The sequence below is a fragment of the Pseudomonas sp. WS 5027 genome (assembly GCF_012985695.1).
Taxonomy (GTDB): Bacteria; Pseudomonadota; Gammaproteobacteria; order Pseudomonadales; family Pseudomonadaceae; genus Aquipseudomonas; species Aquipseudomonas hygromyciniae.
This window is the reverse complement of sequence record NZ_JAAQWU010000002.1, coordinates 449,291-475,458: the sequence shown is the minus strand read 5'-3', so window position 1 is coordinate 475,458 and position 26,168 is coordinate 449,291. Positions and strand designations below refer to the sequence as shown.

Below are 26,168 nucleotides of genomic sequence, written 5' to 3'. Positions count from 1 at the left end.
CAGCCTTGTTGCTCAAGGTAGCGGTGTAGGTGATTTTTCCACCTTCGTTCACTTCAGACGGAGCCGTCAAAGTCACGGTAGTGGTGTTATCGGTGCCCGGTGTGTCGGTCACGATGGTGGTGACTTTGTCAGTGCCTGGAACCAGGTTTTCAAAGTGTTCGCCGCCAGTGACTTCTTTAATCCCGGTAGTGACAGTCTGATCACCTTTGTACACATCATCCGGAGCCACAACCGAAACGGTACCGCTCGACTGGTTCACACCAATGGTGATGACCTGGTTGTTATCCAGAGTCACAGTCACAGGGCTGGTGATGTTAGTCACCGGTGCGCCGTTCTTATCCACTAAGGTTGCGGTGTAAACGATCTCACCACCTTCACCCACGGTTTTGGTGGCAGTCAGCACCACATCGACCTTGTCGATGGTGTCGTTGATCTGTGTCGTCGCCCCACCCGGAGCAATATCAAGCTTCTCGAAGCCACCCCCGACAACGTCCGGATTGATCGTGACGTTGATCGGACCCGCATCTTTGAATACGTCGTCGCTCGGTGCCTTGGACGTCACCTGGCCTGTGGTCTCGCCCTTGGCGATAGTGATGACGTCACCATTGCTCAAGGTAAGGGTCAGGTCGCTGCCGGCCTTGTTGCTCAAGGTCGCGGTGTAGGTGATGTTGCCACCTTCGTCGGCCTCGCCTGGTGCGGTCAGGGTGACGGTGGTGGTGTCGGTGGTGCCGGGTGTGTCGGTCACGGTGGTGTTGACCGGCGTGGTGCCAGGTACCAGGTTCTCGAAATGCGCGCCGCCGGTCACATTGGTGATCGCGGTGGTGACGGTCTGGTTGCCCTCATACACATCGTTCGGCGCAACAGTGCTGGCAGTGCCCGCGGATTGGCCGACGCCAATGGTGATGGTCTGGCCATTGTCCAGGGTCACGGTCAACGGGTTGGTAGTGTTGGTGACCGGGTTACCCGCCTTGTCCACCAGCGATGCGGTGTAAACGATCTGGCCGCCTTCGCCCACGGTGGTAGTCGCCGTCAGGACCACATCGACCTTGTCGATGGTGTCGTTCACGGTGGTGGTAGCGCCGTCGCCGGCCACTTCCAGTTTTTCGAAGTTACCGCCATTAGTCTCGACGATCTTCACGGTTTGCGTGCTTTTGTCGACAAACACATCATCGCCAGGAGCATCGACGGTGACGGAGCCAACGGTTTCACCCGCCTTGATGATGATGGTCGAACCGTTATCGAGCTTCAGCGTAACGTCGGTGTCCGCTTTGTTGGAAAGCGTGGCGGTGTAGGTGATCTGGCCGCCTTCGCTGACATCGCCTGGCGCTGTCAGTGTCACGGTGGTGGTGTCGACCGAATCAGTGATGGTCGTAACGGCTGGCGTCGTGTTGGGCACCAGGTTTTCAAAGTTGCCACCGGTGGTCCCGGTGATAGTCGTAGTGACGGTGCTGCCATTGACGTAGACGTCGTTGGCCGGGGTATCGACCACCACGGTGCCAACGGATTCGCCGGCCTTGATGGTGATCACCGAGCCGTTGGACAAGGTCACGGTCACCGGGGTTTGCGCCGGGTTGGTCAGCGTCGCGGTGTAGGTGATCTGGCCGCCTTCGGTGACGGTGTTAGTGGCGGTGAGGGTCACGCCGGTGTCATCGACCGAGTCGGTAATCGTGGTGACGGCGGGTGTGGTGTTAGGCACCAGGTTTTCGAAGTTGCCACCGGTTGCCCCGGTAATGGTGGTGCTGACCGTGCTGCCATTGTTGTAGACGTCGTTGGCCGGTGTATCGACCACCACCGTACCGGTGGACTTGCCCGCCTCAATGGTGATCACCGAGCCGTTGCTCAAGGTAATGGTGACCGGGGTCTGTGCCGGGTTGGTCAGGGTCGCGGTGTAGGTGATCTGGCCGCCTTCGGTCACCGTTTCGCCTGCGGTCAGGGTCACGGTGGTGGTGTCGATGGTGTCGGTGATCTGGGTGACTGCCGGAGTCGGGTCGACGGTCACGATCAGGTTGTTACCGCCAGTGGTGCCAGTGACGGTGACGCTGATCTGGCTTGGATCGATGTACGGGCTGTCATTGGGCGCCAGGGGCACATTGACGGAGCCGGTCACCTGGCCGGCCGGGATGGTGATCACCGCGCCGTTGGACAGGGTGACGGTCAGGTTGCTGGTGGACGGCTGGGTCACCGTGGCGGTGTAGGTCAGCACGCCGCCGGCTTCGGTGATGGTCGGTGTAGCGCTCAGGGACAGGGTCGACGGCAAAGGTGCGGCCGTGAGTGGGTCGGTCGGCTGCCCGCCGAGTTCGTTGGTCAACGCATTGGTACCGAAACCCAGGCCAGCAGTCGGGAAACCAATGGTCGGATCGACCGAGCCTGCGGTCTCATCGAGCATCACAAAGCTGTGACCGCCACCCGCAGCGCCAGTGCCAGCAGCTGTCGCGCCTGCGGCGGTGGCTTCCAGGTCGGTGGTCGGGTCAGCGCCGGCGGCAATGGCCTGCTGCAGTTCGGCAACCGAAGGCGCGGCCTGTGCGGTGGCTTGGGCCAGGTCAGTGCTGGAGTCGGGCGCGGTGGCGCTCCACTGGGTATCACGGCCCAGGTCCAGGGTGCGGCCATCGGCCAGCTCCAGGCTCACGGCGCCCGACATGCCGGTGTCTATCTGATCGCCGGTAAACAGGCGATCACCCTCAACCAGCACCCGACGGGCACCTTCCGGAGAAATGACGAAAACTTGGCCAACAATGCTTTTGACGATTGCAACAACACTGCTCATTGAAGATTTCTCCGGCGATCCATTCTGTGGGTGTTCCTATAGCTGAGACCCTATGGGATTCATCAGCCTGGGAGGTGCGTAGGTTATAAAACGAATGACGTCAATTAATTGGCTATATTTTTTGGCGATTTACTTTATGCCAAACTATTGACCTTCTTGGCGCCATCCTAAACAATCGCCTCGCTAATGTCACATTGATATTCACGCGGCGAACCGTCCTACATGTGTGAACCAGTTCCGCTTTTGAACTTTCCGACGTACGGTCATTACGGTAGCCATTTTCTAACGCAGCACGCCTAGTTGCTGTGACTTGAGACAAGAAGTCCTGGGGATTCTTAAATGCGTTTGCACCTGCTTAAGGCAATACCGTTCGTTCTCGCCGCCAGTTTCGTACAAGCCCAAACCCTGCCCCAGGCCATGCAGCAAGCGCTGGATGTGCATCCTGAGATTCAGGCAGGTGTCAACGCTCGTATCGCGGCCGACTATCAGTTGCGTGCGGCCAAGGGCGGTTACCTGCCCCGTGTCGACCTGAACGCCGGTTATGGCCGTGAAGGCACCGACAGTTCATCCACCCGTGCCCGTGGCGGCCATTGGGACACCCTCAATCGCGGTGAATCGAGCCTGCGCCTGCAACAAATGGTTTTTGACGGTTTTGCCACCTCCAGTGAAGTAGGGCGTCAACAAGCCACCGTTAACTCCCGCGCATTTTCGTTGCTTGGCACTTCCGAGCGCACTGCATTGACGGTAGCTCAGGTTTACCTGGACGTCCTGACCCGTCGGGAGTTCGTGCGCCTGGCTGAAGAAAACCTGCGCAACCACGAACGTATCTACGACCAGATCAAGTTGCGTACCCAGCGCGGCGTCGGCAGCGGGGCTGACCTGGACCAGGCCGAAGCCCGTCTGGCCCAGGCCCGCAACAACGTGATCACCGAGCAGACCAACCTGGCCGACGCCCAGACCAACTACCTGAGCGCCGTTGGGCAAGAAGCCGATCAGTTGGAGCGTCCGCCTAGCTTCATGGCGATGCTGCCTGCAGACCTGAATGAAGCACGCCGCCAGATGCTCGATAACAGCCCGATCCTGCGTTCGGCCGAATCCGACATCGCCGCTGCCGAAAAACAATACGAAGCCGCCAAGTCTTCCTTCTACCCACGCTTCGACGCCGAGTTGGGCCGTAACGCCGACAACAACATCGACGGCGACGCCAGCCACAACAACGGCTGGGAAGCCATGCTGCGCATGCGTTTCAACCTGTATGCCGGTGGCAGTAACAAAGCTGAGCTGGAGTCCAAGTCCTACCAGTCCAACCAGGCCCTGGATATCCGCAACAACGCCTTGCGCCAGTTGAATGAAGAACTGGGCCTGGCCTGGAACGCCATGAACAATGCCAATGCTCAGGTGCCGATTGCCCAGCAATACGTCGACCACAGCAGCAAGGTGCGCGGCGCCTACCAGAAACAATTCAGCCTGGGCGAGCGGACCCTGCTCGATTTGCTCGACAGTGAAAACGAACTGTTCACCGCTTCGCGTCGTTTGGAAGAGATAAAAAACGTTCAGTTATTTACTCAGTACCGAATCAAGGCGACCATGGGCGAGTTGCTCAAGAGCCAGGGAGTGGTCGCACCGATGGCCTCCGTCGTCCAGAACGATGTGAAGCCGAAAGTTCAACTGCCGGGGATGAATTGAGCTATTCCTTATAGACCCATCTGTTAGTTGAGAGAGCCCGCGTGGAATCAGAAGTCAGTCGAGTCCATCTCAGTCATGATCCACGCACATTGCACGACGACCCGTTACTCGACGGGTTGTTGGCTCTCTGTGCCCTGCACCAGAAGCCCGCCAGTGCGGCGATGCTGACCACCGGTCTGCCATTGCCAGCTCAGCAACTGACCGCCGATTTGCTGGCCCGGGCCGCGGCCCGCGCCGGTTTGCAAGGGCGACTGCTGCAACGCAAACTCGATTCGATCCCCCCGATTGCCATGCCGGCGTTGCTGTTGCTCAAGGACGGCCGCAGTGCCGTGCTGCTCGGCTGGCAGGGTGAAGACGAGGCTCAGGTGCTGCTCAGCGAAAGCGATGGCGGTGAAACCATCGTCAAGCGCCAGGCGTTGGCCGATGACTACATCGGTAAAGTGTTCTTTGCCCAGCCCCAGCACAAATTCGATGTCAGCCACGGCACCCTGATTCCCCGGGCCCGTTCGTGGTTCCGTGACACCCTCAAGCGTTCGCGTTGGCTCTACGCCGATGCTATCGCCGCCAGTTTCCTGATCAACCTGATTGCCATGGCCGCGCCGCTGTTCGTGATGAACGTCTACGACCGCGTCGTGCCAAACCAGGCCACCGCCACCCTGTGGGTGCTGGCCACCGGTATTTTCATCGCCTACGTCTTCGACCTGGTCCTCAAGAGCCTGCGTAGCCTGTGCCTGGACTTGGCCGGCAAGAAAACCGACCTGATCATCTCGGCCACGCTGTTCGAGCGGATCGTCGGTATGTCGATGAAGTACCGCCCGGCACGGGTCGGTAGCTTCGCCCAGAACATCCACGAGTTTCAGAGCCTGCGTGACTTCCTCGCCTCCCTGACTCTCACCAGCCTGATCGACCTGCCATTTACCTTGCTGATCTTCATGGTGATCGCCATCCTTGGCGGGCACCTGGTGTGGATCCCCATGCTGGCCTTCCCGATTGCCCTGGGCATCGGCTACCTGCTGCAAAAGCCGCTGGTCGCCACCATGGAGCGCACCATGGCCCTGGCCTCCGAGCGCCAGTCGAGCCTGATCGAAACCCTGGCCGGGCTGGATGCGGTCAAGGTCAACAACGCTGAAAGCGAGCGCCAATACCAGTGGGAGCAGACCATCGGCACCCTCAGCCGCCTCGAGTTGCGAGTGAAAATGCTCTCTGGGCTGTCGATGAACATCACCCTGCTGATCCAGCAATTGGCGGGTGTGGTCATGATTGTCTTTGGGGTCTACCAGATCATCGACGGCCACCTCAGCATGGGCGGCCTGATTGCCTGCTACATGCTCAGTGGCCGCGCCCTCAGCCCCCTGGCGTCGCTGTCGGGCCTAATGACTCGCTACCAGCAAGCCAAAGTCACCATGGTCTCCACCGACCAAATGATGGAGCTGCCCCAGGAGCGCAATTTCGAAGAGCGCCCCTTGAGCCGCCGCACCCTGCAAGGCGCCATCGAGTGCCGGGGCCTGAATTTCACGTACCCCAACCAGCAGAACATGGCGCTCAAGAACATCAACCTGGTGATCAAGCCCGGCGAGAAAATTGGCATCATCGGGCGTAGTGGTTCGGGTAAAAGCTCCCTGGCCAAGCTGATCGTAGGCCTCTACCAGCCCGACTCCGGCGCCTTGCTGGTGGACGGCGTGGACATTCGTCAGATCGACGTCAGCGAACTGCGCCACAACGTCGGCTATGTGCCTCAGGACATCCAACTGCTGGCCGGCACCCTGCGCGACAACCTGGTCTCTGGCGCCCGTTACGTTGAAGACGAAGTGGTACTGCAAGCCGCTGAACTTGCGGGCGTCCACGAATTTGCCCGCCTGCATCCACAAGGCTACGAGCTGCAAGTGGGCGAGCGCGGCCAGAACCTCTCAGGCGGCCAGCGACAAAACGTCGCCCTGGCCCGCGCCCTGCTGCTCAACCCGCCTATCCTGCTGCTGGACGAACCGACCAGCGCCATGGACAACACCGGTGAAGAACGCTTGAAACAGCGCCTGCAAGCCGTTGTGGAAAACAAGACCGTGGTGCTGGTGACGCACCGTGCGTCGCTGTTGTCCCTGGTGGACCGTTTGTTGGTCATCGACCGTGGGCAAATCCTTGCGGATGGTCCGAAAGCCGTAGTGATGGAAGCGTTGAAGAAGGGGCAGATCAGTGTTGCGTAAATTCAAGGACGCGGTCCGTCGTTATTTCATTGGTTCCGATTCGCTGGACGGGCAGCCACTGCCAGAGGTCAAGAAGGCCCTGATCGAAGATGCCCCGCGCGTGGTGCGGTTGACCATCTGGGGGATCATCGGGTTTTTCCTGTGCATGCTGCTGTGGGCCGGTTTTGCCAAGGTCGACGAAGTGACGCGCGGTGATGGCAAGGCCATTCCATCCTCCAAATTGCAGAAGATTCAGAACCTTGAGGGCGGCATCGTCGCCGAGCTGTACGTCAAGGAAGGGCAGATCGTCGAGGCAGGCGCGCCGCTGATCCGCCTGGATGACACGCGCTTTGTCTCCAACGCCGGGGAAACCGAGGCCCAGCGCCTGTCCCTGTTGCTGCGCATCGAGCGCTTGAACGCCCAGGTCGAAGACCGGCCGTTGAATATCCCTGAAGACGTGCGTGCCGCTGCGCCAACCCAGGCCATCAACGAGCAGTCGCTGTACGAAAGCCGGCGCCAGCAGTTCAAGGATGAAATCGGCGGTTTGCAGGAGCAACTGACCCAGCGCCAGCAGGAGATGCGTGAATACACCTCCAAGCAGAGCCAGTACCGTAACCAGCTGTCGTTGCAGCGCCAGGAAATCAACATGTCCGAACCCCTGGTCGCCCAGGGTGCGGTGTCGCCGGTGGAAGTGCTGCGCCTCAAGCGCGCAGAAATGGAAACCCGTGGGCAACTGGACGCCACCACCCTGGCCATCCCCCGCGCCGACTCGGCGATCAAGGAAGTACAACGCAAGATCGACGAAACTCGTGGTAAATATCGCAGCGAAGCGCTGACCGAGCTCAACGAGGCACGCACTGACCTGAACAAGGCCCAGGCCACCGGCAAAGCTCTCGAAGACCGTGTGAGCCGGACCCTGGTCACCTCGCCGGTGCGCGGGATCGTCAAGCAACTGTTGGTCAATACCATTGGCGGCGTGATCCAGCCGGGCAGCGACATGGTAGAAATCGTCCCGCTGGATGACACCTTGCTGGTGGAAGCCAAGATCCGTCCGCAAGACATCGCCTTCCTGCACCCTGGGCAAGAAGCCGTGGTCAAGTTCACCGCCTATGACTACACCATCTACGGCGGCCTCAAGGCCAAGCTGGAACGTATCGGTGCCGACACCATCACCGATGAAGACAAGAAAACCACCTACTACATGATCACCTTGCGCACCGACCGCAGCCACCTGGGCACCGATGAGAAGCCGCTGATCATCATCCCCGGCATGGTCGCCTCGGTCGACATCATCACTGGCAAGAAGACCATCCTCAGCTACCTGCTCAAGCCCATCATCAAGGCCCGGGCGGAGTCGTTGCAGGAGCGCTGATTTTCGGTGTCTGGGTGGGCCTCTTCGCGAGCAAGCCCGCTCCCACATTCGACCGATTTCCAACATAGGAATGCGGTCGAATGTGGGAGCGGGCTTGCTCGCGAAGGGGCCCTTAACCTCCCCACACCTTCCGGCCTCTACCCTCAAAAGGCCATATCGTTATTCTCTAACGGTATTTAAATTTCAATTCTTATATCTATAAAGTCACTCTCCTGACTGCCAGGGAGTGATCACATGTCCACCGCCACAGCCGCCTTGCCCACCGCCCAAACCTTCGACATCCGCCCATTCCCCGGCAGCGTAGGCGCCGAGATCATTGGCCTGGATCTGTCGCGCCCGGTCAACGACCAGGACTTCGCCCGCATCCATCGCGCGCACCTGGACCACCATGTGGTGGTGTTCCGCGACCAGCGCATCACCCCCGAGCAACAGATCGCCTTCAGCCGCCGTTTCGGCGTGTTGCAGATCCATGTGCTCAAACAGTTCCTGCTGGCCAACCACCCGGAAATCCTCATCGTTTCCAACATCATCGAAAACGGCCAATCCATCGGTCTGGGCGACGCGGGCAAGTTCTGGCACTCGGACCTGTCCTACAAGGAACTGCCGAGCCTGGGCTCGATGCTCCACGCCCAGGAACTGCCGTCCGAGGGCGGCGACACGCTGTTTGCCGACATGCACAAAGCCTGGGACCAGTTGCCCGAGCACCTGCGCACCGCCGTGGCAGGTCGCAGTGCTGCGCATTCCTACACGGCGCGCTACAGCGAAACCAAATTCGAAGGCAACTGGCGCCCGACCCTGACCCCCGAACAACTGGCCCAGGTCGCCGAGGTGGTACACCCGGTGGTGCGTACCCACCCGGAAAACGGGCGCCAGGCGCTGTTCGTCAGCGAAGGCTTCACCACCCGTATCGTCGGCCTGCCCGAAGACGAAAGCCGCGACCTGCTGGCCCAACTCTTCGCCCACAGCATCCACCCGCAAAACATCTACCGCCACAGCTGGCAGCCCCACGACCTGGTGTTCTGGGACAACCGCTCGCTGATCCACCTGGCCGCCGGTTGCCCTAGCCACCTACGCCGCAAACTCTTTCGCACCACCATCCAGGGCGACGCGCCTTTTTGATTCGGAGCATGACCATGTCCAGGAAAACCCCTTTTGCACGATTGGCCGCCACCGTCGGCCTTGGCGTCAGCCTGTTGGCCGGCAGTCTGGTTGCGCCCACCGTCGCCCAGGCCGAAGGAGAGATTCGCATTGCCGAGCAGTTCGGCATCGTTTACCTGCTGCTCAATGTGGTGCGCGACCAGAACCTGATCGAGAAATACGGCAAGCAGGAAGGTATCGATATCAAGGTCGACTGGACCCAGTTGTCCGGTGGCGCGGCGGTCAATGACGCGCTGCTCTCCGGCTCCATCGACATTGCCGGCGCCGGTGTCGGCCCGCTGCTGACCATCTGGGATCGCACCCACGGCAAGCAGAACGTCAAGGCCGTGGCTTCCCTGGGCAACTTCCCGTACTGCCTGGTCAGCAACAACCCCAAGGTCAAGACCATCGCTGACTTCACCGAGAAAGACCGCATCGCCGTGCCGGCCGTGGGGGTTTCCGTGCAGTCGCGGTTCCTGCAATACGCTGCGGCCAAGCAATGGGGTGACAAGGAATTCAATCGCCTGGACAAATACACCATCGCCGTCCCGCACCCAGACGCCACGGCTGCGCTGATCGCCGGCGGTACCGAGCTGACCGGGCACTTCTCCAACCCGCCGTTCCAGGACCAGGCCCTGGCCAACCCGAACGTGCATGTGGTGCTCAACACCTATGACCTGCTGGGGCCGAACTCGCCGACCGTGCTGTTCGCCACCGAGAAGTTTCGCAACGACAACCCGAAAACCTACAAGGCCTTTGTCGATGCGCTGACTGAAGCCGCGCAGTTCGCGCAGAACGACAAGGGTGCCGCCGCCGATACCTATATCCGCGTGACCAAGGCCAAGATCGACCGTGCCGCGCTGCTGAAAATCATCGACAACCCGCAATTCGAATTCAGCGTCACCCCGAAAAACACTTACCCATTGGCCGAATTCCTCTACCGGGTAGGCGCGATCAAGAACAAACCCCAGTCGTGGAAGGATTACTTCTTCCAGGATGCCAAGCCGCTGCAAGGGAGCTGAGATGAACGCGCCCTTGCAAGGCCACACGGCCAGCAACCTGAACACCACTGAGGCGCTGCTCTCGGTGGATCACGTCAGCCTTGAATACCGCACGCCCGAACGGGTAGTGCGGGCCACCCACCAGGTCAGTTTCGAGATCGATCCGGCCGACCGTTTTGTACTGCTGGGGCCTTCGGGCTGCGGCAAGTCCACGCTGCTCAAGGCGGTAGCCGGTTTCATCAAACCCTGCGAAGGCGAAATCCGCCTGTTGGGGCAAAAGGTCGAGCAACCGGGCCCGGATCGCATCGTGGTGTTCCAGGAATTCGACCAGTTGCCGCCGTGGAAAACCGTCAAGCAGAACGTGATGTTCCCGCTGCTGGCGTCCAAGACCCTTAAGCGCCGCGAGGCCGAAGAACGGGCGTTGTACTACCTCGACAAGGTCGGGCTGAGCGCCTTCGCCGACGCCTACCCACATACCCTGTCCGGTGGCATGAAGGCGCGGGTGGCCATCGCCCGGGCATTGGCCATGCAGCCGAAAATCCTGCTGATGGACGAGCCCTTCGCCGCGCTCGATGCCCTGACCCGGCGCAAGATGCAGGAGGAACTGCTGCTGCTGTGGGAGGAGGTGCGCTTCACCCTGTTGTTCGTCACCCACTCCATCGAAGAAGCGCTGGTGGTGGGCAACCGCATCCTGTTGCTGTCGCCCCATCCAGGGCGTGTGCGCGCCGAGATCCACAGCCATCAATACGACCTGCACAGCCTCGGCGGTGTGGCGTTCCAGGCGTCGGCGCGGCGTATTCATCGCCTGTTGTTCGATGAGTCGCCCGAGGCAGAAACCGAGTTGGATTTTGCCGATATCCGCATCGCTTATTGAAGGACTGTGCCCATGCGCCAGGAATATGAAATCACCCTGCAACCGCTGCCCGGCGTGCCCGTGGAGCGCGCCTTACCCCTGCGCCAGCGCCTGTGGCAACAAGGCTGGTTGCGCAAAGGCTTGATCCTGATCGTGCTGGCGCTCCTCTGGGAAGCAGCGGCGCGCTATCAGAACAATGACCTGCTGCTACCGAGCTTTTTGCAGACCTTCCACGCCTTCTACGACGGCATTGCCAGTGGTGAGTTGCTGGGCAAGGTCAGCATTTCCCTGGTGGTGCTGCTCAAGGGCTACCTGATCGGTATTGTCCTGGCATTCGCCCTGACCACTTTGGCCGTCTCGACCCAGATGGGCCGTGACCTGCTGAGCACCCTGACTTCGATGTTCAACCCGCTGCCGGCGATTGCCCTGTTGCCACTGGCGCTGCTGTGGTTTGGCCTGGGGCAGAACAGCCTGATTTTTGTCCTGGTGCACTCGGTGCTGTGGGCCCTGGCACTCAACACTTACTCGGGGTTTATGGGCGTTTCGGAAACCCTGCGCATGGCCGGGCGTAACTACGGCCTCAAGGGCATGCGCTTTGTGCTGTTTATCCTGATCCCGGCCGCGTTGCCGTCGATCCTCGCCGGGCTGAAGATTGGCTGGGCCTTTGCCTGGCGCACGCTGATCGCTGCCGAACTGGTGTTCGGCGCCACCAGCGGCAAGGGTGGCCTGGGCTGGTACATCTTCCAGAACCGCAACGAGCTGTACACCGACAAGGTCTTCGCCGGGCTGGCGGTAGTGATCCTGATCGGCCTGCTCGTGGAAAACCTGGTGTTCGACACCCTGGAGCGCGTCACCGTGAAGCGCTGGGGGATGCAGCGATAAACCAGCGTGGCTGCATGGGTTGGCCCTAACAGCACCGGTAAAGCCTGCTACGATTGCGTGCGCTGTACTCCAAATTCATCACGAGTGCTTGGCATGCAACTACCGGATATGAACCTATTGGTGGCCCTCGACGCCTTGCTCGACGAGGGCAGCGTGGTGGGCGCCGCGCGGCGGATGAACCTCAGCCCGGCCGCCATGAGCCGGACCCTGACGCGCATCCGCGAAGCGGTGGGCGACCCGATCCTGGTGCGCGCCGGTCGCGGCCTGGTGCCCACGCCCAAGGCCCTGGAGTTGCAAGGCCAGGTGCGCAATGTGGTGGAGCAGGCGGCGTTGTTGTTTCGTTCGGCGGACGAGGTCGACCTGAGCACCTTGCGCCGGCGCTTCAGCGTGCGCGCCAATGACTTTTTTGTCGGTGTGTATGGCGGCCGGTTGTTCGACACCATGGAGCGGGTGGCACCCCATTGCGAGCTGCGATTCGTCCCCGAAGGCGACAGCGACGACGAAGCACTGCGCGAAGGGCGCCTGGACTTGCGCGTCGGCAACACCATGCCGATCACCCCGGAAGTGAAGGTGCAGAACCTGTTCTCCACCACCTTCGTCGGCCTGGCCCGCGAAGGCCACCCGCTGTTTGACGAAGAAATCACCGCCGCACGCTTTGCCAGCTACTCCCATATCAGCATCTCCCGGCGCGGTATTGCCCGTGGACCGATCGACACCGCCCTCAATGCCCAGGGCCTGGAACGCCGGGTAGCGATGATCGCGCCGGGATTTCACGGCGCGATGTTCATGCTGCCCGACTCCGACCTGATCCTGCCGGTGCCCAAAGAGGCGCTGTACAGCGCCAATCGCCTGAAACTGCCGCTGCGCGCATTCACCTTGCCGATCTCCCTGCCGACCCTGGTCCTGACCCAGGCCTGGCACCCGCGTTTCGACAAAGACCCGGCGCACAAATGGCTGCGTGAAACCATGCGCGAAAGCTGCGCGGCCACCTGGCGCGAAGCCCAGCCCACCTGACACCCCCCCCAAATGTGGGAACTGGCTTGTCCTGCGATAGCCGTAGGTAACTACATAACTTTCAGAAACTGACGAACTTCCCTGTGGCGAGCGGGCTTGCCCCGCGCTGGGCTGCGAAGCAGCCCTAAACCCGGCCATCGCAGTTTATCTGAAGAAACGCGGCGGGCTTTTTGGGGCTGCTTCGCAGCCCAGCGCGGGGCAAGCCCGCTCGCCACAACAGCCCTATCTGCTTGGCTTTATGCGCTGCGGCTAAATTGTGTAGATACCGATGCTGCGATAGCGGTGTACCAATGACGGATGCCTCAACCGACACACCGCTATCGCAGGCAAGCCAGCTCCCACATTCAATCATTGCGTGCGGCGCAGTTATAACCTTCCCATAAGTCAGTTTTCGTCATGTCTAAGCCTTATTAAACTGCTCGGGTATTCTATTTCCGAGTTGTACCTTCATGACTTCCCTCGCTGCCCCCGCTCCCTTGGCTGCAGCCAAACCCGCCGCCGTCAGCCCCCCTGTGTTTGGCCCGCGGATCATCATCGGCCTGGTCGGCGTGCTGCTGGCGGTTCTGGTTTCGGGCCTGAACGAAATGGTGACCAAGATCGCCCTCGCCGATATCCGCGGTGCGCTGTACATCGGTTTTGACGAAGGCACCTGGCTGGTTGCCGCCTACACGGCCACGTCCGTCTCGGCCATGGCCTTTGCGCCGTGGTGTTCGGTGACGTTTTCGCTGCGCCGCTTCACCCTATGGGCCATCGGCCTGTTTACCCTGCTGGGGGTGCTGTGCCCCCTGGCGCCGAACTATGAAAGCCTGCTGCTGCTGCGCACCGTGCAAGGCCTGGCCGGCGGGGCATTGCCGCCGATGCTGATGACCGTGGCCCTGCGTTTTTTGCCGGCCAACGTCAAACTCTACGGCCTGGCCGGCTACGCCCTTACCGCCACCTTCGGCCCCAGCCTTGGCACACCGCTGGCGGCGCTGTGGACCGAGTATGTCGGTTGGCAGTGGGCGTTCTGGCAGATCGTCGCGCCGTGCCTGCTGGCCATGGCCGCTGTGGCCTACGGCCTGCCCCAGGACCCATTGCGCCTGGAGCGCCTCAAGCAATTCAACTGGCGCGGCCTGCTGCTGGGGTTCCCGGCGATCTGCATGCTGGTGATCGGCATCTTGCAGGGCAATCGCCTGGACTGGTTCGAGTCGCCACTGATCACCACGCTGCTGGTGGGCGGGGTGCTGTTGCTGGTGCTGTTCATGATCAACGAATGGTCACACCCGATGCCGTTCTTCAAGTTGCAGATGCTCGGCCTGCGCAACCTGTCGTTTGCCTTGATCGTGCTGGCCGGGGTGCTGGTGGTGTTGCAGGCGGTGATCATCCTGCCGTCCAGTTACCTGGCGCAGGTGCAGGGCTATCGGCCGCTGCAGACCGCGCCGGTGATGCTGGTCATGGCCCTGCCGCAGTTGATCGCCCTGCCGCTGGTAGCGGCCCTGTGCAACCTGCGCTGGGTGGACTGCCGCTGGGTGCTGGGGATTGGTCTGGGCATGCTGACCCTGTCGTGCATTGGCGGCGCGCAACTGACCTCGGCGTGGATCCGCGACGAGTTCTACGTGCTGCAACTGCTGCAAATCTTCGGGCAGCCGATGGCGGTGTTGCCGCTGTTGATGCTGTCCACCGGCAGCATCGTGCCCACCGACGGGCCGTTCGCCTCGGCCTGGTTCAACACGGTCAAGGGCCTGGCCGCGGTGGTCGCCACCGGCGTGATCGAGGTGCTGACCACCCACCGCCTGCATTTCCACTCGACCATGCTGGTGGACGCCCTGGGCAACTCGCCCTTGGCCGACAGCGATGCCACGGGCCTGGCCCATCGGCTGCACCAGCAGGCCGTGGTGCTGACGTCTTCGGATCTTTATTACGTCATGGCCGGTGTCGCGGTGGCGTTGATCCTCCTGATTTTCTGGATGCCGACGCGGATTTTCCCACCGCGCGCACCTACCTGATTGCTGACTGAAACAAAGGATTTTTATGAAACGTAAAGACCAGATTGCCGTGACCGTTATCGCCGTGTGCGCCGTGGGTGTGCTGGTGTACCTGCTGGCGCCGGGTGTGTTTGGCAGCAAGCGCCAGACCACCAACGACGCCTTCGTCGCTGCCGACTACACCCTGGTGGCGCCACGGGTCGCCGGGTTTATCAAAGAGGTGTTGGTGGAGGACAACCAACAGGTCAAGGCCGGGCAGTTGCTGGCGCTGATCGACGACCGCGACTTGCGCGCCGCCGCCCAGGCCGCCGATGCCGAAACCCTGATGGCCCAGGCCCAGCTGAAAAACGCGGTCGCGACCCTTGAGCGGCAAAGCTCGGTGATCGCCCAGGCCCAGGCCACGGTGGCCGCCGATCGCGCCGAAGTGGCCTTTGCCGAACACGAATTGAGCCGCTACAACCACCTTGCCGGTGTCGGTGCCGGCACTGTGCAGAACGCCCAGCAAGCCAAGACCCGTATCGACCAGGCCAACGCGCGCCTGGCCAACGCCACGGCGGTACTGGCCGCCGAACGCAAGCAAGTGGAAATCCTCAGCGCCCAGCGCGATGCCGCCGAAGGCGGCTTGAAGCGGGCCCAGGCCGCGCTGGAAATGGCCAGTTATCAGCTGTCGTACACGCGCATTGTCGCGCCGGTGGACGGCATGGTCGGCGAGCGTGCGGTGCGGGTCGGGGCCTTTGTCACCCCGGGCAGCAAGATCCTCGCCGTGGTGCCGCTGGCCGACGCGTATGTGGTGGCCAATTTCCAGGAAAACCAACTGTCCCACATGCATGCCGGCCAAGCGGTTGAAGTGCGGGTCGACAGCCTCGACGGTGAAGTCCTCAACGGCCACTTGGAAAGCCTGGCGCCGGCCACGGGCGTGACCTTCGCCTCGGTCAAGCCAGACAACGCCACCGGCAATTTCACCAAGGTGGTGCAGCGCATCCCGGTGAAAATCATCCTCGAGCCGGGTCAGGCGCAGGTCCATCGCCTGCGGGTCGGGATGTCGGTGGAGGCCAGCGTCAACACCCATCCCAGTACGCAGCAACGTGAGGTGGCGCAACAATGAAAAAACTCGCGCTGCTGACTCTCAGCATGATCAGCCTGGGCGCTTGCACCGTCGGCCCGGATTTTAAACGGCCCGACGCCCCGTCGGCGACGCAATGGACCGAGCCCCAGGGCCGCCAGGCCGCCAGTCGCGCGGTCAGCGACCCGTTGGAAGAACAGTGGTGGGATGTATTCCACGACCCGCAACTGTCGGCCCTGGTGCGCCGGGCACTGAGCGACAACCTCGACTTGAAACTGGCCAGCAGCCGTCTGCAACAGAGCCGTGCGGTGCGCCAGGTGACGAGCGCCGGGCGCTATCCAGAGGTCAGCGCCGATGGCAACTACGGCCGCAAACGCAACAGCGCCAATGGCCTGAGCGACCCGTCCGGCAACAACGGCCGTTCGGCCTTCAACCTGTGGGACGCCGGTTTTGCCGCGTCCTGGGAGCTGGATTTCTGGGGCCGGGTAAGGCGCGAAACCGAAGCGGCCGACGCCACCTTGCAAGTGGCCGAAAACGACCGCCGCAGCGTGTTGTTATCGGTGTTGGCCGAGACCGCCCAGGACTACATCCAGCTACGTGGCGTGCAAAGCACCCGTGCGGTCACCGAGCAAAACCTCGACGTGGCGCGCCGCAGCCTCAAACTCTCGCAGCTGCGTTTGGCCGATGGCGTGGCTACCCACCTGGATGTCGCCGAAGCCGCTGCGCAAGTGGCCGCCATCGAAGCGCGCCTGCCGGATTTGCAGCAGCGCCAGGACCAGTTGATCAACGCCCTGAGCCTGTTGATGGGCCAGGCGCCGCAAGCCTTGCATGCGCAACTGTCGCCGGACGCCGCAGTGCCCCAGACCCAGCGCCAGGTCGCGATCGGCCTGCCATCGCAACTGGCACAGCGTCGCCCGGACATCCGCCAGGCCGAAGCACGCCTGCATGCGGCGACCGCCAGCATCGGCGTGGCCAAGGGCGACTTCTACCCGCGGATCACCCTGTCGGGCAGCCTCGGTTCCCAGGCCATGCAGTTGTCGGATCTGGGCTCCTGGGGCTCACGCACCTTTGCCTTCGGCCCGTCGCTGAGCCTGCCGCTGTTCAACGGTGGCCGCCTGCAAGGCATGCTCGACCTGCGCGAAGCCCAGCAGCAGGAAGCGGCTCTGGCTTACCAGCAGACCGTGCTGCGCGCCTGGCATGAAATCGACGACCAGTTGACCCGCTACAACGCCAGCCAACTGCGCCGCGACAGCCTCGCCGAAGCGGTGCGCCAGAACCAGATCGCCCTGGACACCGCCCAGCACCAGTACGTCGAAGGGGTGGTGGATTTCGTCAACGTACTCACGGTGCAGAGCGCCTTGCTGGCGACCCAGGAACAATGGGTGGAAAGCTCCACCGGCGTGTCCCTGGCCATGGTCGGCCTGTACAAGGCGCTGGGCGGGGGTTGGGAGTCGGTGTATCCGTTGTCCAGCTAGATCTTCTTGGTTTGGTAATGGGCTTGTTGAGGTGAACTGGCTTGTGGTGGCGAGCAGGTTTGGTGTGGCGAGCGGGCTTGCCCCGCGCTGGGCTGCGTAGCGGCCCCAAAACCTGCCACCTCGGTGTATCTGAAAAGCGCGGTGGATCTTATAGATTGGGGCTGCTACGCAGCCCAGCGCGGGGCAAGCCCGCTCGCCACGACAAGCCCACCAGCCACAAGCCCATCTGCCACAGCCCCACCAGCCACAGGCCAATGGGACACTTACGGATTCTGCAAAAACACCACATACCCGCGAAACCACTCACTCTCCTTCAAATACTCCGGCTCCTGCCAATCCCCGCCCTGGATCAAGCCGATCTTGAACGCCAGCCCCAGGCGGTTCATGCGTGGCAGGTACGCCGCGTAATCCGGGATGCTGTGGCGCCCCTGGTAGGTCTGCACCACCACTTCATCCACCACGCCTTTGAGCTGGGCGATGGCAGCCGGGTCGGCGTTGCTGCTCCAGTCCATCAGCCCGGTGATGCTCAGGCGCAAATCCTTTGGCAGGCGCTGGCGCAGGTCTTTGAGGAAGTCGGCGTATTCGTGCAGGTATTGGGTGCGGGCATCGAAGTCGATCTGGATGCCCACCACCGGGTTGCCCGCTGCGCGCCAACGTTGCACCTGCCCGAGCAATTTCGTGTAGACCGGCTCTGGCCAGCGCAGGGTGTGGGCGCGGTAGACCACCCACACCTCGCCCTGGCGGATGCGCGGCACGCTGATGCCCTGGGCGATGAACTGCACGCCCAGGCTGGGTTGGCGGCGGGTCGAGTTGATCTGGCCCTGGAGGATGTACAGGGTCTTGGCCTGCTTGAGCACCGGCTGCGGGGCGACGCCGCTCCACAGCCAGAAAGCGTCATAGTCCTGGGCGTCGACGGTGGCGAAGGCCGGGCTCGCCAACAGCAGCAAGCCTAGCCACAGGTGTTTCACCAGTAGTACTGCAGCGACTTGCCCCACTGCGTGTCGGCAAACCCGGTTTTCAACTGGCGGAACCAGCCTTTGCGCACCGCTTTGTCGACGTCTTCGCCACCGCAGCTGTTATAGCCCGAAGGTGCATAGCAGTTGATCGCCCGGAACAGCGCATAAGCCTTGTCGTCGCGCGGGGCCTTGGGGTTGGCGATCACCTGCTTATAGCCATCAAGCCGCGAGAAGGTTTCACCGGTGAAGCCCGACGCAGTGCTACCCAGGCTGCCGGCCGAGCGCGCCTCTTCCAGGGGCATGCCGTCCAGGCCGTTGCGCAGGATGAACTCACCCAGGCAGTTGAGGCCTTGGGGGTTTTTCGCGTCGTTTTGCAAGGTGCTGGCGGTTTGCGCGATGGTCGGGCAGGTGTAGCCGGACGGCGCCTTGTCGCCGCTCCAACGGAACAGGGTCAGCGCCTGGCCACCGTCGTACACATAGCCCAGGCTGGTGCCGATTTTGTCGGCGGCAGGGGCGGCCGGCAGTTGCTGCAAGTCCTCGGCAAAGGTCGCGAACTGGCCGCGCAGCAGGTCTTTGTAGAGCAATACAAATTGCGCGGTACTGCGCTCCAGCGGGTCGCTGGCCTGGCTGATCTGCTGGCGCAACAACTCGTGCCCGGCCACGCTGCGCAGGAGGATGTAGCGCACTTGTGGGGTCTGGATCGGCGAGTCGGCGGCGAACACCTTGGCCAATTGGCCGCTGCGCTCGTAGTTCATCGCCAGGGCCAGCTCCAGTTGCTCGCGCTGCAACGGTTGCTTGGCCAGTGGCAGCAGTTGCAGCCACAGCGTTTCGGCGCCTTTCCAGTCGTTCTTGGCTTCCAGGGCCAGGCCGCGCAGGGTTTGCTGGCTGAATGCCAAGTAATCCAGGCTCGCTGGCAGCTCTTGCGGCAGATGTTTCAACGCGGTGTCCGGCTGGTGCTCGACATACAGGGCAAACGCCGCCTGCAGGTAGTCGTACAGCGCCGGCTCGTTGGCAAATGCGGCCTTCTGTGCATCGAGGGTGGCGCGGGTCAGCTTGGGCGGGTTGTTGGCGCGCATCCACATCAGATCGTTGATCGCCAGCAACAGCGGGTTGCGGATGGTCTCGGCGTAGCTGGTCAGCAGCTTGTTGTCGGTTTCCTCCACCAACTCATCGATGGAGCCATTGCGCTGGGCATCGTTGGCCTCGGTCAGTTGCCAGGCATAGTCGTCGGCCAGCTTGGTTGCATCGCCGGCCAACCAATGCACGCGGCGCAGCAGGCCGTGGGCGGAGGCGGCGTATTCGCCCTGTGGATAAGCTTTCAGGTAGCTGAGGAAACTGTGCTCGGCTTCATCCAGGGCAGACTTATCCACAGCCTGGCGCTGGGGCAGGCCGTATTCGTCAAAAGCGTTTTCCTGGGCATGGTTGAGCGACGCCCGGGCAATCATGTACACCGCCGTTTCCTTCAGCCACGGCAACGTGGTCACGGTGACGGCGGCAAATCCACGTTCGGCATACACAAAGCGCCCGCTGTAAAAGTCGGCAGCGGCGAGCAGGTAGGTGGTCAGTTCACGGCCCTGGGTGGATGCAATCAACTGGGGTTCGAGCAGCACCTCGCCCTGCCAGTCGCAGGTGCCAAGCAATTTCAGGCGTGCATTGGCCAGCAGCACCCGCTCATTGGCTGGCACATCGGCTTTGATTACCTGGCGGATAAACGCCGTGGCGCTGTCCACATTGTTGCTGCGGCAACGGCTGCCTTCGCCCCACAAAAACTGATCGCCCGCCGCCGCCGTGGCTTCGCGCTGGATGCCCAGCGAGGCCAACAGTTGCGCAAGCTCTGCGCCTTGCTCCTCAGGCGTCTGCCCCTCGGGAGGGCGGGGCACCAGGCGATACACCGGGAACGGCACCGGGCCAAAGCCCTGGGCCAGGTCATCTTCGCCCAGCGCATTGGGGGTCAGGGGCGCATTCTTTTTCGCCGCGAGCAACAGGCGCAGGTTGGTCCGGCTGTCATTGCCGGGGCTCAGAAAAGGCATGTTGCTACAGGCGGTCAGCGAATCCTGGGACACGCGCCAGTCGGGGTAGCAGGAGTCGTCGCCACTGGCCTGGGCCTGCAGGGATACGCCGGCACACAGTGCCAGGGTCAGGGATGACAGAAGACCGATGCGCATGAATTGTCCTTATTCCGGGAGTCCGTGAATGCCGCTGGGCGAAAGCTGAAGATGATAGCGTGAACATTGCAAGATGTTGCACCGGTGGCAGCCAATCGGTGAGTTTTATCGGTCTAGACTGTGGGCAATCACCTAGTTTGGGAGTTGTCATGGAATCGCCTGTTCACAGCCTGCCGTCATTGTTCAAACAGCTTGGGCTGCCCGATGACGCCATCAGCATTGAGCGTTTTGTCGCCGTGCATTCACCGCTCAAGCGGGAGTTGAAACTCGAAGATGCGTTTTTCTGGACGGATAGCCAGCGGGCGTTTTTGCGCGAGGAAATCCTCGAGGATGCGGATTGGGCGCAAGTGGTGGATGAACTGAATGTGCGGTTGCGCCGCAGTCTTCTGTAGGAGCGAGCTTGCTCGCGAAGGTCTTCAACGATGACGTGGGTAGCCTGGATCAACGCGGTGTCTTGGCGTTTTTCGCGAGCAAGCTCGCTCCTACAGGGGACTGCCGCCGCCTATCAGGGAATTTGTATCAAAAGTTGACGAGATTCCATTCCTCGATCATATTGATAGTTAGCAAACTAACTGTATGCGAACTATCCCGTGCCCCAATCCCTCGAACACCTTCACATGAGCCTCAGCAGCAGCATGGTGGCTGGCGCCCGTCACTGGCGCAAAATCTGCCAGAGCACCCTGGTGAGCTACGGTATTTCCGAAGCCTGCGCGGTGCCTTTGCTGATGATCGGCCGTCTCGGCGACGGCGTGCATCAAGTCAAGGTGGCCCAGGCCTCGGGGATGGAAAGCCCGTCCCTGGTGCGTCTGCTCGACCAACTGTGCAGCAGTGGTTATGTGTGCCGCACCGAAGATATCCACGACCGCCGCGCCAAGGCCTTGAGCCTCACCGAGCGCGGGCGTGAACTGGTGCAAGCCGTGGAGGCGCAACTGGTGCGCCTGCGGCGTGAAGTGCTGGCCGACATTGCGCCCACCGATATGCAGGCCGCGCTGCGTGTGCTGCGCGCCTTTGAGGCGGCGACGCTTTGAACGGATTTTTCAGCGGCTTCCCGCCCGCTCGTGACTGGTTCTACGGTGTGCGTACCTTCGCCGCCTCGATGATCGCGTTGTACATCGCCATGCTCATGCAAATGCCGCGTCCGTATTGGGCGATGGCCACGGTGTATATCGTCTCCAGCCCGTTTGTCGGCCCCACCAGTTCCAAGGCGTTGTACCGCGCCATCGGCACCTTGATGGGCGCGGCGGCGGCGGTGTTTTTTGTGCCGATGTTTGTGCAGTCGCCCTACATTCTGGTGGTGGTGATTGCTTTGTGGACGGGCACTTTGCTGTTCCTTTCCATGCACCTGCGCACTGCCAATAACTACGCGTTGATGCTGGCCGGCTACACCCTGCCGCTGATCGCCCTGCCAGTGGTGGATAACCCCCTGGCGGTGTGGGATGTGGCCGAGGCGCGGACCGAAGAAATCTTCCTCGGTATCGCCGTGGCCGCCGTGGTGGGCGCGATGTTCTGGCCGCGCCGCCTGATGCCGGTATTCGATGGCTCGGTAGCCAAGTGGTTTGCCGATGCCCAGGTCTACAGCCAGCGCTTTCTGACGCGCAATGTGCAGCCTGAAGAAGTCAGCAACCTGCGCGGCGGTATGGTCGCCACCTTCAACACCCTCGAATTGATGATCGGCCAGTTGCCCCACGAAGGCGCACGGCCGCAGACAGTGCGTAACACCAAGGAACTGCGTGGGCGCATGATCCACCTGCTGCCGGTGGTGGATGCGCTGGATGATGCGCTGTACGCCATCGAACACCGTGCGCCGGAGTTTCTCGAGCGCCTCACGCCGATACTCCAAGCCACCCAGCAATGGCTGCAAGACACCCAGCAAAGCGCACCGCCGCAAAGCTGGCGCGCTTTGCGCGACCAGTTAGACGCCCTGCAACCCCAAGGCCAAGCCCTGGACGATCGCCACACCCTGCTGTTTTCCAACGCGCTGTACCGCCTTGGCGAGTGGATCGACTTGTGGCAAGACTGCCGCAGCCTGCAAGCGGCCATTGAGTGCGAAAGCCAGGACACCTGGCGCGCCGTCTACCGTCACTGGCGTCTGGGCCGGCTCACGCCATTTCTCGACCGTGGCCTGATGCTTTACTCGGCGTTCTCCACGGTCACCGCGATCATCGTCGCCTCGGTGCTGTGGATTCTGCTGGGCTGGACCGACGGTGGCAGTGCGGTGATTCTGGCGGCGGTGGCGTGCAGCTTCTTCGCCTCGATGGACGACCCGGCGCCACAGATTTATCGGTTCTTTTTCTGGACCGCGATGTCGGTGCTGTTCGCCAGCCTCTACCTGTTTCTGGTGCTGCCCAACCTGCACGATTTCCCGATGCTGGTGCTGGCGTTCGCCGTGCCGTTTATCTGCATCGGCACCCTCACCGTGCAACCGCGCTTTTACCTGGGCATGTTGCTGACGCTGGTGAACACGTCGTCATTTATCAGTATCCAGGGGGCCTATGATGCGGACTTCCTCAACTTTGCCAACGTCAACCTGGCCGGTCCCGTGGGCCTGCTGTTTGCCTTTGTGTGGACGCTGGTCGCCCGGCCCTTTGGCGCCGAACTGGCGGCCAAGCGCCTGACCCGCTTCAGTTGGCGCGACATTGTCGGCCTCACCGAACCTGCGACCCTGGCCGAGCACCGGCACATGGCCGTGCAAATGCTCGACCGCCTGATGCAACATCTGCCGCGCCTGGCGCTCACGGGCCAGGACACCGGCATTGCCCTGCGTGATTTGCGTGTGGCACTGAACCTGCTCGACCTGCTGGCCTACTCGCCGCGCATCCTTGGCGTGCCACGGGTGTTGCTCAGCCAGGTGGTCGAAGGCGTAGGCGCTTACTTCAAGGCCTGCCTTAAAGCCGGTGAGCGCTTGCCCGCGCCCAGCGGTCTGCTGATGACCCTCGATCGCACACGCCGCGCGCTCAACGGCCAGGGCCTGCAAGGCGAGGACGATACCCGCCTGCACCTGTTGCACGCCTTGGCCGGCCTGCGCCTGGCGTTTTTGCCTGGGGTTGAATTTATTGGCGGCGCCGAGATGCAAGCGCCGCTGCCCGATGGAGCGCCTCTATGATCGGTGATCTGGATATCAGCGGGGTGTTCCTGCCCACGCTGCTGGTGCTGATGGGCATTACGTACGGCATTTTCCTGGTGGTGCACGGGCTGTTGAACCGCGTCCACTTCTATCGCCTGGTCTGGCACCGGGCATTATTCAATGTGGCTCTCTACGCGCTGTTGCTGGGCGCTGTGGACTCAATCAGTCGATACCTGATGATATGAAAAAACCTTTTTTGACGATTGGCCGTGTGGTCCTGACGTTGCTCGTAGTGACCTTTGCCTGCGTCGTGGTCTGGCGCATGGTCATGTACTACATGTTCGCCCCCTGGACCCGCGACGGGCATATCCGCGCCGACATCGTGCAGATCGCCCCGGACGTGTCCGGGCTGATCCAGCAGGTGGACGTGCGCGACAACCAGTTGGTGAGCCGTGGCCAGGTGCTGTTTTCGGTGGACCAGGACCGCTTCAAGCTTGCCCTGCGCCAAGCCCAGGCGGCCGTGGCCGACCGCCAGGAAACCCTGGCCCAGGCCCAGCGTGAAGCCAAGCGTAACCGTGGCCTGGGCAACCTGGTGGCCAGCGAGCAACTGGAAGAAAGCCAGTCCCGCGTGGCCCGTGCTCAGTCGGCCCTGGCCGAAGCGCAGGTGACGGTGGACAGCGCCCAGCTCAACCTCGACCGCTCGGTGATCCGCAGCCCGGTGGATGGCTACGTCAACGACCGTGCGCCTCGGGCCCAGGAGTTCGTGACCGCCGGGCGCCCGGTGTTATCGGTGGTGGACAGCAATTCCTTCCATATCGACGGCTATTTTGAAGAGACCAAGCTGGACGGCATTCATGTCGGCCAGAGCGTGGATATCCGCGTGATTGGCGACAACGCGCGCTTGCGCGGGCATGTGCAGAGCATCGTTGCCGGGATCGAAGACCGCGACCGCACCAGCGGCGCCAACCTGCTGCCCAACGTCAACCCGGCCTTCAGCTGGGTGCGCCTGGCTCAGCGGATTCCGGTGCGCATTGCCTTTGATGACGTGCCGGCGGATTTCCGCATGATTGCCGGGCGCACGGCCACCGTGTCGATCATCGATGACCAGCCCAAATCCGGAGACCAGCCATGAAGCAACTGCTGGCGTCTGCCGGGCTGGGGCTGCTGCTGTCGGCCTGCCAGGTGGTGGGCCCGGATTACCAGTTGCCGGACACCGCCGCCGTCAACCGTGGCGACCTGCAGGGCCAACTGGCCGGGCAGGGCAACAATGTGGTCTCGGCCCCGGTACCCGCCGACTGGTGGAAGCTGTACCAGGACCCGCGCCTGGATGAGCTGGTGCGCCAGGCCATGGCCTCCAATACCGACTTGCGCGTGGCTGCGGCCAACCTGCAACGGGCGCGTTTCCAGGTGCAGGAAGCGCAATCGGCGGGCGGTTGGAGCGGCGGGGTCAAGCTCGGCGCCCAGCGTTTGCAGGAGTCCGGCGAAGCCTTTTTGCTGGCGGACAAGGTACCGGTGGCCAATGTCGGCGATATCGGCATCACCACCTCTTATCAGTTCGACCTGTTCGGCACCCTGCAGCGCGGTATCGAAGGCGCCCAGGCCAACGCCGACGCGACCCAGGCCGCCGTGGATACCGCGCGCATCACCCTGGTGGCGGACGTGGTGCGCTCCTACACCCAGGTGTGCGCGGCCAACGAAGAGCTGCACATCGCCCGCCAGTCCCTGGATTTGCAAGCCCAAAGCACACGCCTGACCCAACGCCTGCGCGACGCCGGGCGCGGTGATGAAACCCAGGTCACCCGTTCGCAAACCCAATTCAAGTCGCTGCGTGCCGAACTGCCGCGCTTTGAGGCGGCGCGCCAGGCCGGTTTGTTCCGCCTGTCGATGCTTCTGGCTAAGCCCCTGGACCAACTGCCGGCCGGCACCCGCGATTGCGCCGAGTTGCCGCATATCGCCCAGTTGCTGCCGGTGGGCGACGGTGCAACCCTGCTCAAACGCCGCCCCGACGTGCGCCAGGCCGAACGCCGGCTGGCGGCGGCGACGGCGGGAATTGGCGTGGCCACCGGCGAGTTGTACCCGGATATCAGCATCGGCGCCTCCATCGGCACCGTGGGTATTATCGACAACCTTGGCAAACCGGCCACCAACCGCTGGGGCTTCGGCCCGCTGTTGAGCTGGACGGTGCCGTCCAACGGCTCGCGCGCGCGCATCCATGAAGCCGAAGCCGCGACCCAGGGCGCTTTGGCGCACTTTGACGGGGTGGTACTCAATGCCATCCGCGAGACCCAGACCGGGCTGGCGCAATACACCGCGCAACTGCAGCGCCGCGATGCGTTGGCCGAGGCCGAGCAGTCGGCGCAACAGGCCGCCGACCAGACTCACCGCTTCTTCCAGGCCGGCCGCGAGTCGTTCCTCGCCGACCTGCAAGCCACCCGCACCTACACCGACATGCGTGCGCAACTGGCGCAGGCCAACACGCAGGTGGCAATGAGCCAGATCGACCTGTTCCTGGCCTTGGGCGGCGGCTGGGAAAGCGGACGAACGCACGGTGCAGAACCCGGCAAACCCTGAGGCGATTGCTATGCTTTGATCAGA

General features: G+C 62.3%; 20 protein-coding genes. 17 read left to right on the top strand and 3 right to left on the bottom strand.

Going from position 1 to position 26,168, the window contains the following annotated elements:
• On the bottom strand, positions 1-2,764 hold a 2,764-nt coding region (locus tag HBO09_RS04980), incomplete at its 3' end, for a retention module-containing protein (RefSeq protein ID WP_170060850.1).
• Between the two features lie 339 nt (positions 2,765-3,103).
• On the opposite strand from HBO09_RS04980, the gene HBO09_RS04975 reads away from it, so the two are divergent.
• The 11 genes from HBO09_RS04975 to HBO09_RS04925 all read left to right on the top strand — a co-directional run bounded on the left by HBO09_RS04975 (position 3,104) and on the right by HBO09_RS04925 (position 17,388).
• On the top strand, positions 3,104-4,450 hold the full coding sequence (locus tag HBO09_RS04975; protein ID WP_169991622.1) for a TolC family outer membrane protein: 1,347 nt from the start codon (positions 3,104-3,106) through the stop codon (positions 4,448-4,450).
• A gap of 41 nt (positions 4,451-4,491) precedes the next feature.
• On the top strand, positions 4,492-6,648 hold the full coding sequence (locus tag HBO09_RS04970) for a type I secretion system permease/ATPase (RefSeq protein ID WP_169991624.1): 2,157 nt from the start codon (positions 4,492-4,494) through the stop codon (positions 6,646-6,648).
• A complete protein-coding gene (locus tag HBO09_RS04965; RefSeq protein ID WP_169991626.1) occupies positions 6,638-7,999 on the top strand; it encodes an HlyD family type I secretion periplasmic adaptor subunit in 1,362 nt (453 codons plus the stop codon). Before HBO09_RS04970 ends, HBO09_RS04965 begins: the two co-directional genes overlap by 11 nt.
• A gap of 234 nt (positions 8,000-8,233) precedes the next feature.
• Complete coding sequence (locus HBO09_RS04960; RefSeq protein ID WP_169991628.1) at positions 8,234-9,118, top strand: TauD/TfdA family dioxygenase; 885 nt, start codon at positions 8,234-8,236, stop codon at positions 9,116-9,118.
• 14 nt (positions 9,119-9,132) lie between these two features.
• On the top strand, positions 9,133-10,158 hold the full coding sequence (locus HBO09_RS04955) for an ABC transporter substrate-binding protein (RefSeq protein ID WP_169991630.1): 1,026 nt from the start codon (positions 9,133-9,135) through the stop codon (positions 10,156-10,158).
• A gap of 1 nt (position 10,159) precedes the next feature.
• Positions 10,160-11,011, top strand: coding sequence for an ABC transporter ATP-binding protein (locus HBO09_RS04950; RefSeq protein ID WP_169991632.1), 852 nt, complete (start codon positions 10,160-10,162; stop codon positions 11,009-11,011).
• Between the two features lie 12 nt (positions 11,012-11,023).
• Positions 11,024-11,872: an ABC transporter permease gene (locus HBO09_RS04945; protein ID WP_032856477.1), complete on the top strand. Its 849-nt coding sequence runs from the start codon at positions 11,024-11,026 to the stop codon at positions 11,870-11,872.
• A 93-nt stretch (positions 11,873-11,965) separates the two neighbouring features.
• Positions 11,966-12,886 (top strand): LysR family transcriptional regulator, encoded by a 921-nt coding sequence (locus HBO09_RS04940; RefSeq protein ID WP_032856479.1) that lies wholly within the window; start codon positions 11,966-11,968, stop codon positions 12,884-12,886.
• Positions 12,887-13,335: 449 nt separating this feature from the next.
• Complete coding sequence (locus HBO09_RS04935) at positions 13,336-14,871, top strand: MFS transporter (protein WP_169991634.1); 1,536 nt, start codon at positions 13,336-13,338, stop codon at positions 14,869-14,871.
• Positions 14,872-14,896: 25 nt separating this feature from the next.
• Positions 14,897-15,955: an HlyD family secretion protein gene (locus HBO09_RS04930; protein WP_169991636.1), complete on the top strand. Its 1,059-nt coding sequence runs from the start codon at positions 14,897-14,899 to the stop codon at positions 15,953-15,955.
• A complete protein-coding gene (locus HBO09_RS04925) occupies positions 15,952-17,388 on the top strand; it encodes an efflux transporter outer membrane subunit (protein WP_169991638.1) in 1,437 nt (478 codons plus the stop codon). Before HBO09_RS04930 ends, HBO09_RS04925 begins: the two co-directional genes overlap by 4 nt.
• 263 nt (positions 17,389-17,651) lie before the next feature.
• Here the strand turns inward: HBO09_RS04925 and HBO09_RS04920 are convergent, their stop codons facing one another.
• Both HBO09_RS04920 and HBO09_RS04915 read right to left on the bottom strand, forming a co-directional pair.
• On the bottom strand, positions 17,652-18,356 hold the full coding sequence (locus HBO09_RS04920) for a DUF3142 domain-containing protein (RefSeq protein WP_169991640.1): 705 nt from the start codon (positions 18,354-18,356) through the stop codon (positions 17,652-17,654).
• Positions 18,353-20,509, bottom strand: coding sequence for an outer membrane assembly lipoprotein YfiO (locus tag HBO09_RS04915; protein ID WP_169991642.1), 2,157 nt, complete (start codon positions 20,507-20,509; stop codon positions 18,353-18,355). Before HBO09_RS04915 ends, HBO09_RS04920 begins: the two co-directional genes overlap by 4 nt.
• Positions 20,510-20,658: 149 nt before the next feature.
• Here HBO09_RS04915 and HBO09_RS04910 point away from each other — a divergent pair, with 149 nt between their 5' ends.
• The 6 genes from HBO09_RS04910 (at position 20,659) to HBO09_RS04885 (ending at position 26,144) form a co-directional block, all read left to right on the top strand.
• Positions 20,659-20,901: a DUF2789 domain-containing protein gene (locus HBO09_RS04910; RefSeq protein WP_169991644.1), complete on the top strand. Its 243-nt coding sequence runs from the start codon at positions 20,659-20,661 to the stop codon at positions 20,899-20,901.
• A gap of 225 nt (positions 20,902-21,126) precedes the next feature.
• Positions 21,127-21,537: a MarR family transcriptional regulator gene (locus HBO09_RS04905; protein WP_029298811.1), complete on the top strand. Its 411-nt coding sequence runs from the start codon at positions 21,127-21,129 to the stop codon at positions 21,535-21,537.
• A complete protein-coding gene (locus HBO09_RS04900; RefSeq protein WP_169991646.1) occupies positions 21,534-23,612 on the top strand; it encodes an FUSC family protein in 2,079 nt (692 codons plus the stop codon). Before HBO09_RS04905 ends, HBO09_RS04900 begins: the two co-directional genes overlap by 4 nt.
• Positions 23,609-23,818 (top strand): DUF1656 domain-containing protein, encoded by a 210-nt coding sequence (locus HBO09_RS04895; RefSeq protein WP_169991648.1) that lies wholly within the window; start codon positions 23,609-23,611, stop codon positions 23,816-23,818. Before HBO09_RS04900 ends, HBO09_RS04895 begins: the two co-directional genes overlap by 4 nt.
• Positions 23,815-24,705: an efflux RND transporter periplasmic adaptor subunit gene (locus tag HBO09_RS04890; protein ID WP_169991650.1), complete on the top strand. Its 891-nt coding sequence runs from the start codon at positions 23,815-23,817 to the stop codon at positions 24,703-24,705. The genes HBO09_RS04895 and HBO09_RS04890 overlap by 4 nt, the downstream gene beginning before the upstream one ends.
• Positions 24,702-26,144: an efflux transporter outer membrane subunit gene (locus HBO09_RS04885; RefSeq protein ID WP_169991651.1), complete on the top strand. Its 1,443-nt coding sequence runs from the start codon at positions 24,702-24,704 to the stop codon at positions 26,142-26,144. The genes HBO09_RS04890 and HBO09_RS04885 overlap by 4 nt, the downstream gene beginning before the upstream one ends.
• Positions 26,145-26,168 lie beyond the last annotated feature (24 nt).

Excerpts from the sequence above, each read along its gene's own strand:
- HBO09_RS04975 (WP_169991622.1), top strand. The coding sequence starts at position 3,104 with ATGCGTTTGCACCTGCTTAAGGCAATACCGTTCGTTCTCGCCGCCAGT.
- HBO09_RS04960 (WP_169991628.1), top strand. The coding sequence starts at position 8,234 with ATGTCCACCGCCACAGCCGCCTTGCCCACCGCCCAAACCTTCGACATC.
- HBO09_RS04955 (WP_169991630.1), top strand. The coding sequence starts at position 9,133 with ATGTCCAGGAAAACCCCTTTTGCACGATTGGCCGCCACCGTCGGCCTT.
- HBO09_RS04950 (WP_169991632.1), top strand. The coding sequence starts at position 10,160 with ATGAACGCGCCCTTGCAAGGCCACACGGCCAGCAACCTGAACACCACT.
- HBO09_RS04945 (WP_032856477.1), top strand. The coding sequence starts at position 11,024 with ATGCGCCAGGAATATGAAATCACCCTGCAACCGCTGCCCGGCGTGCCC.
- HBO09_RS04940 (WP_032856479.1), top strand. The coding sequence starts at position 11,966 with ATGCAACTACCGGATATGAACCTATTGGTGGCCCTCGACGCCTTGCTC.
- HBO09_RS04935 (WP_169991634.1), top strand. The coding sequence starts at position 13,336 with ATGACTTCCCTCGCTGCCCCCGCTCCCTTGGCTGCAGCCAAACCCGCC.
- HBO09_RS04930 (WP_169991636.1), top strand. The coding sequence starts at position 14,897 with ATGAAACGTAAAGACCAGATTGCCGTGACCGTTATCGCCGTGTGCGCC.
- HBO09_RS04925 (WP_169991638.1), top strand. The coding sequence starts at position 15,952 with ATGAAAAAACTCGCGCTGCTGACTCTCAGCATGATCAGCCTGGGCGCT.
- HBO09_RS04915 (WP_169991642.1), bottom strand. The coding sequence starts at position 20,509 with ATGCGCATCGGTCTTCTGTCATCCCTGACCCTGGCACTGTGTGCCGGC.
- HBO09_RS04910 (WP_169991644.1), top strand. The coding sequence starts at position 20,659 with ATGGAATCGCCTGTTCACAGCCTGCCGTCATTGTTCAAACAGCTTGGG.
- HBO09_RS04905 (WP_029298811.1), top strand. The coding sequence starts at position 21,127 with ATGAGCCTCAGCAGCAGCATGGTGGCTGGCGCCCGTCACTGGCGCAAA.
- HBO09_RS04895 (WP_169991648.1), top strand. The coding sequence starts at position 23,609 with ATGATCGGTGATCTGGATATCAGCGGGGTGTTCCTGCCCACGCTGCTG.
- HBO09_RS04890 (WP_169991650.1), top strand. The coding sequence starts at position 23,815 with ATGAAAAAACCTTTTTTGACGATTGGCCGTGTGGTCCTGACGTTGCTC.
- HBO09_RS04885 (WP_169991651.1), top strand. The coding sequence starts at position 24,702 with ATGAAGCAACTGCTGGCGTCTGCCGGGCTGGGGCTGCTGCTGTCGGCC.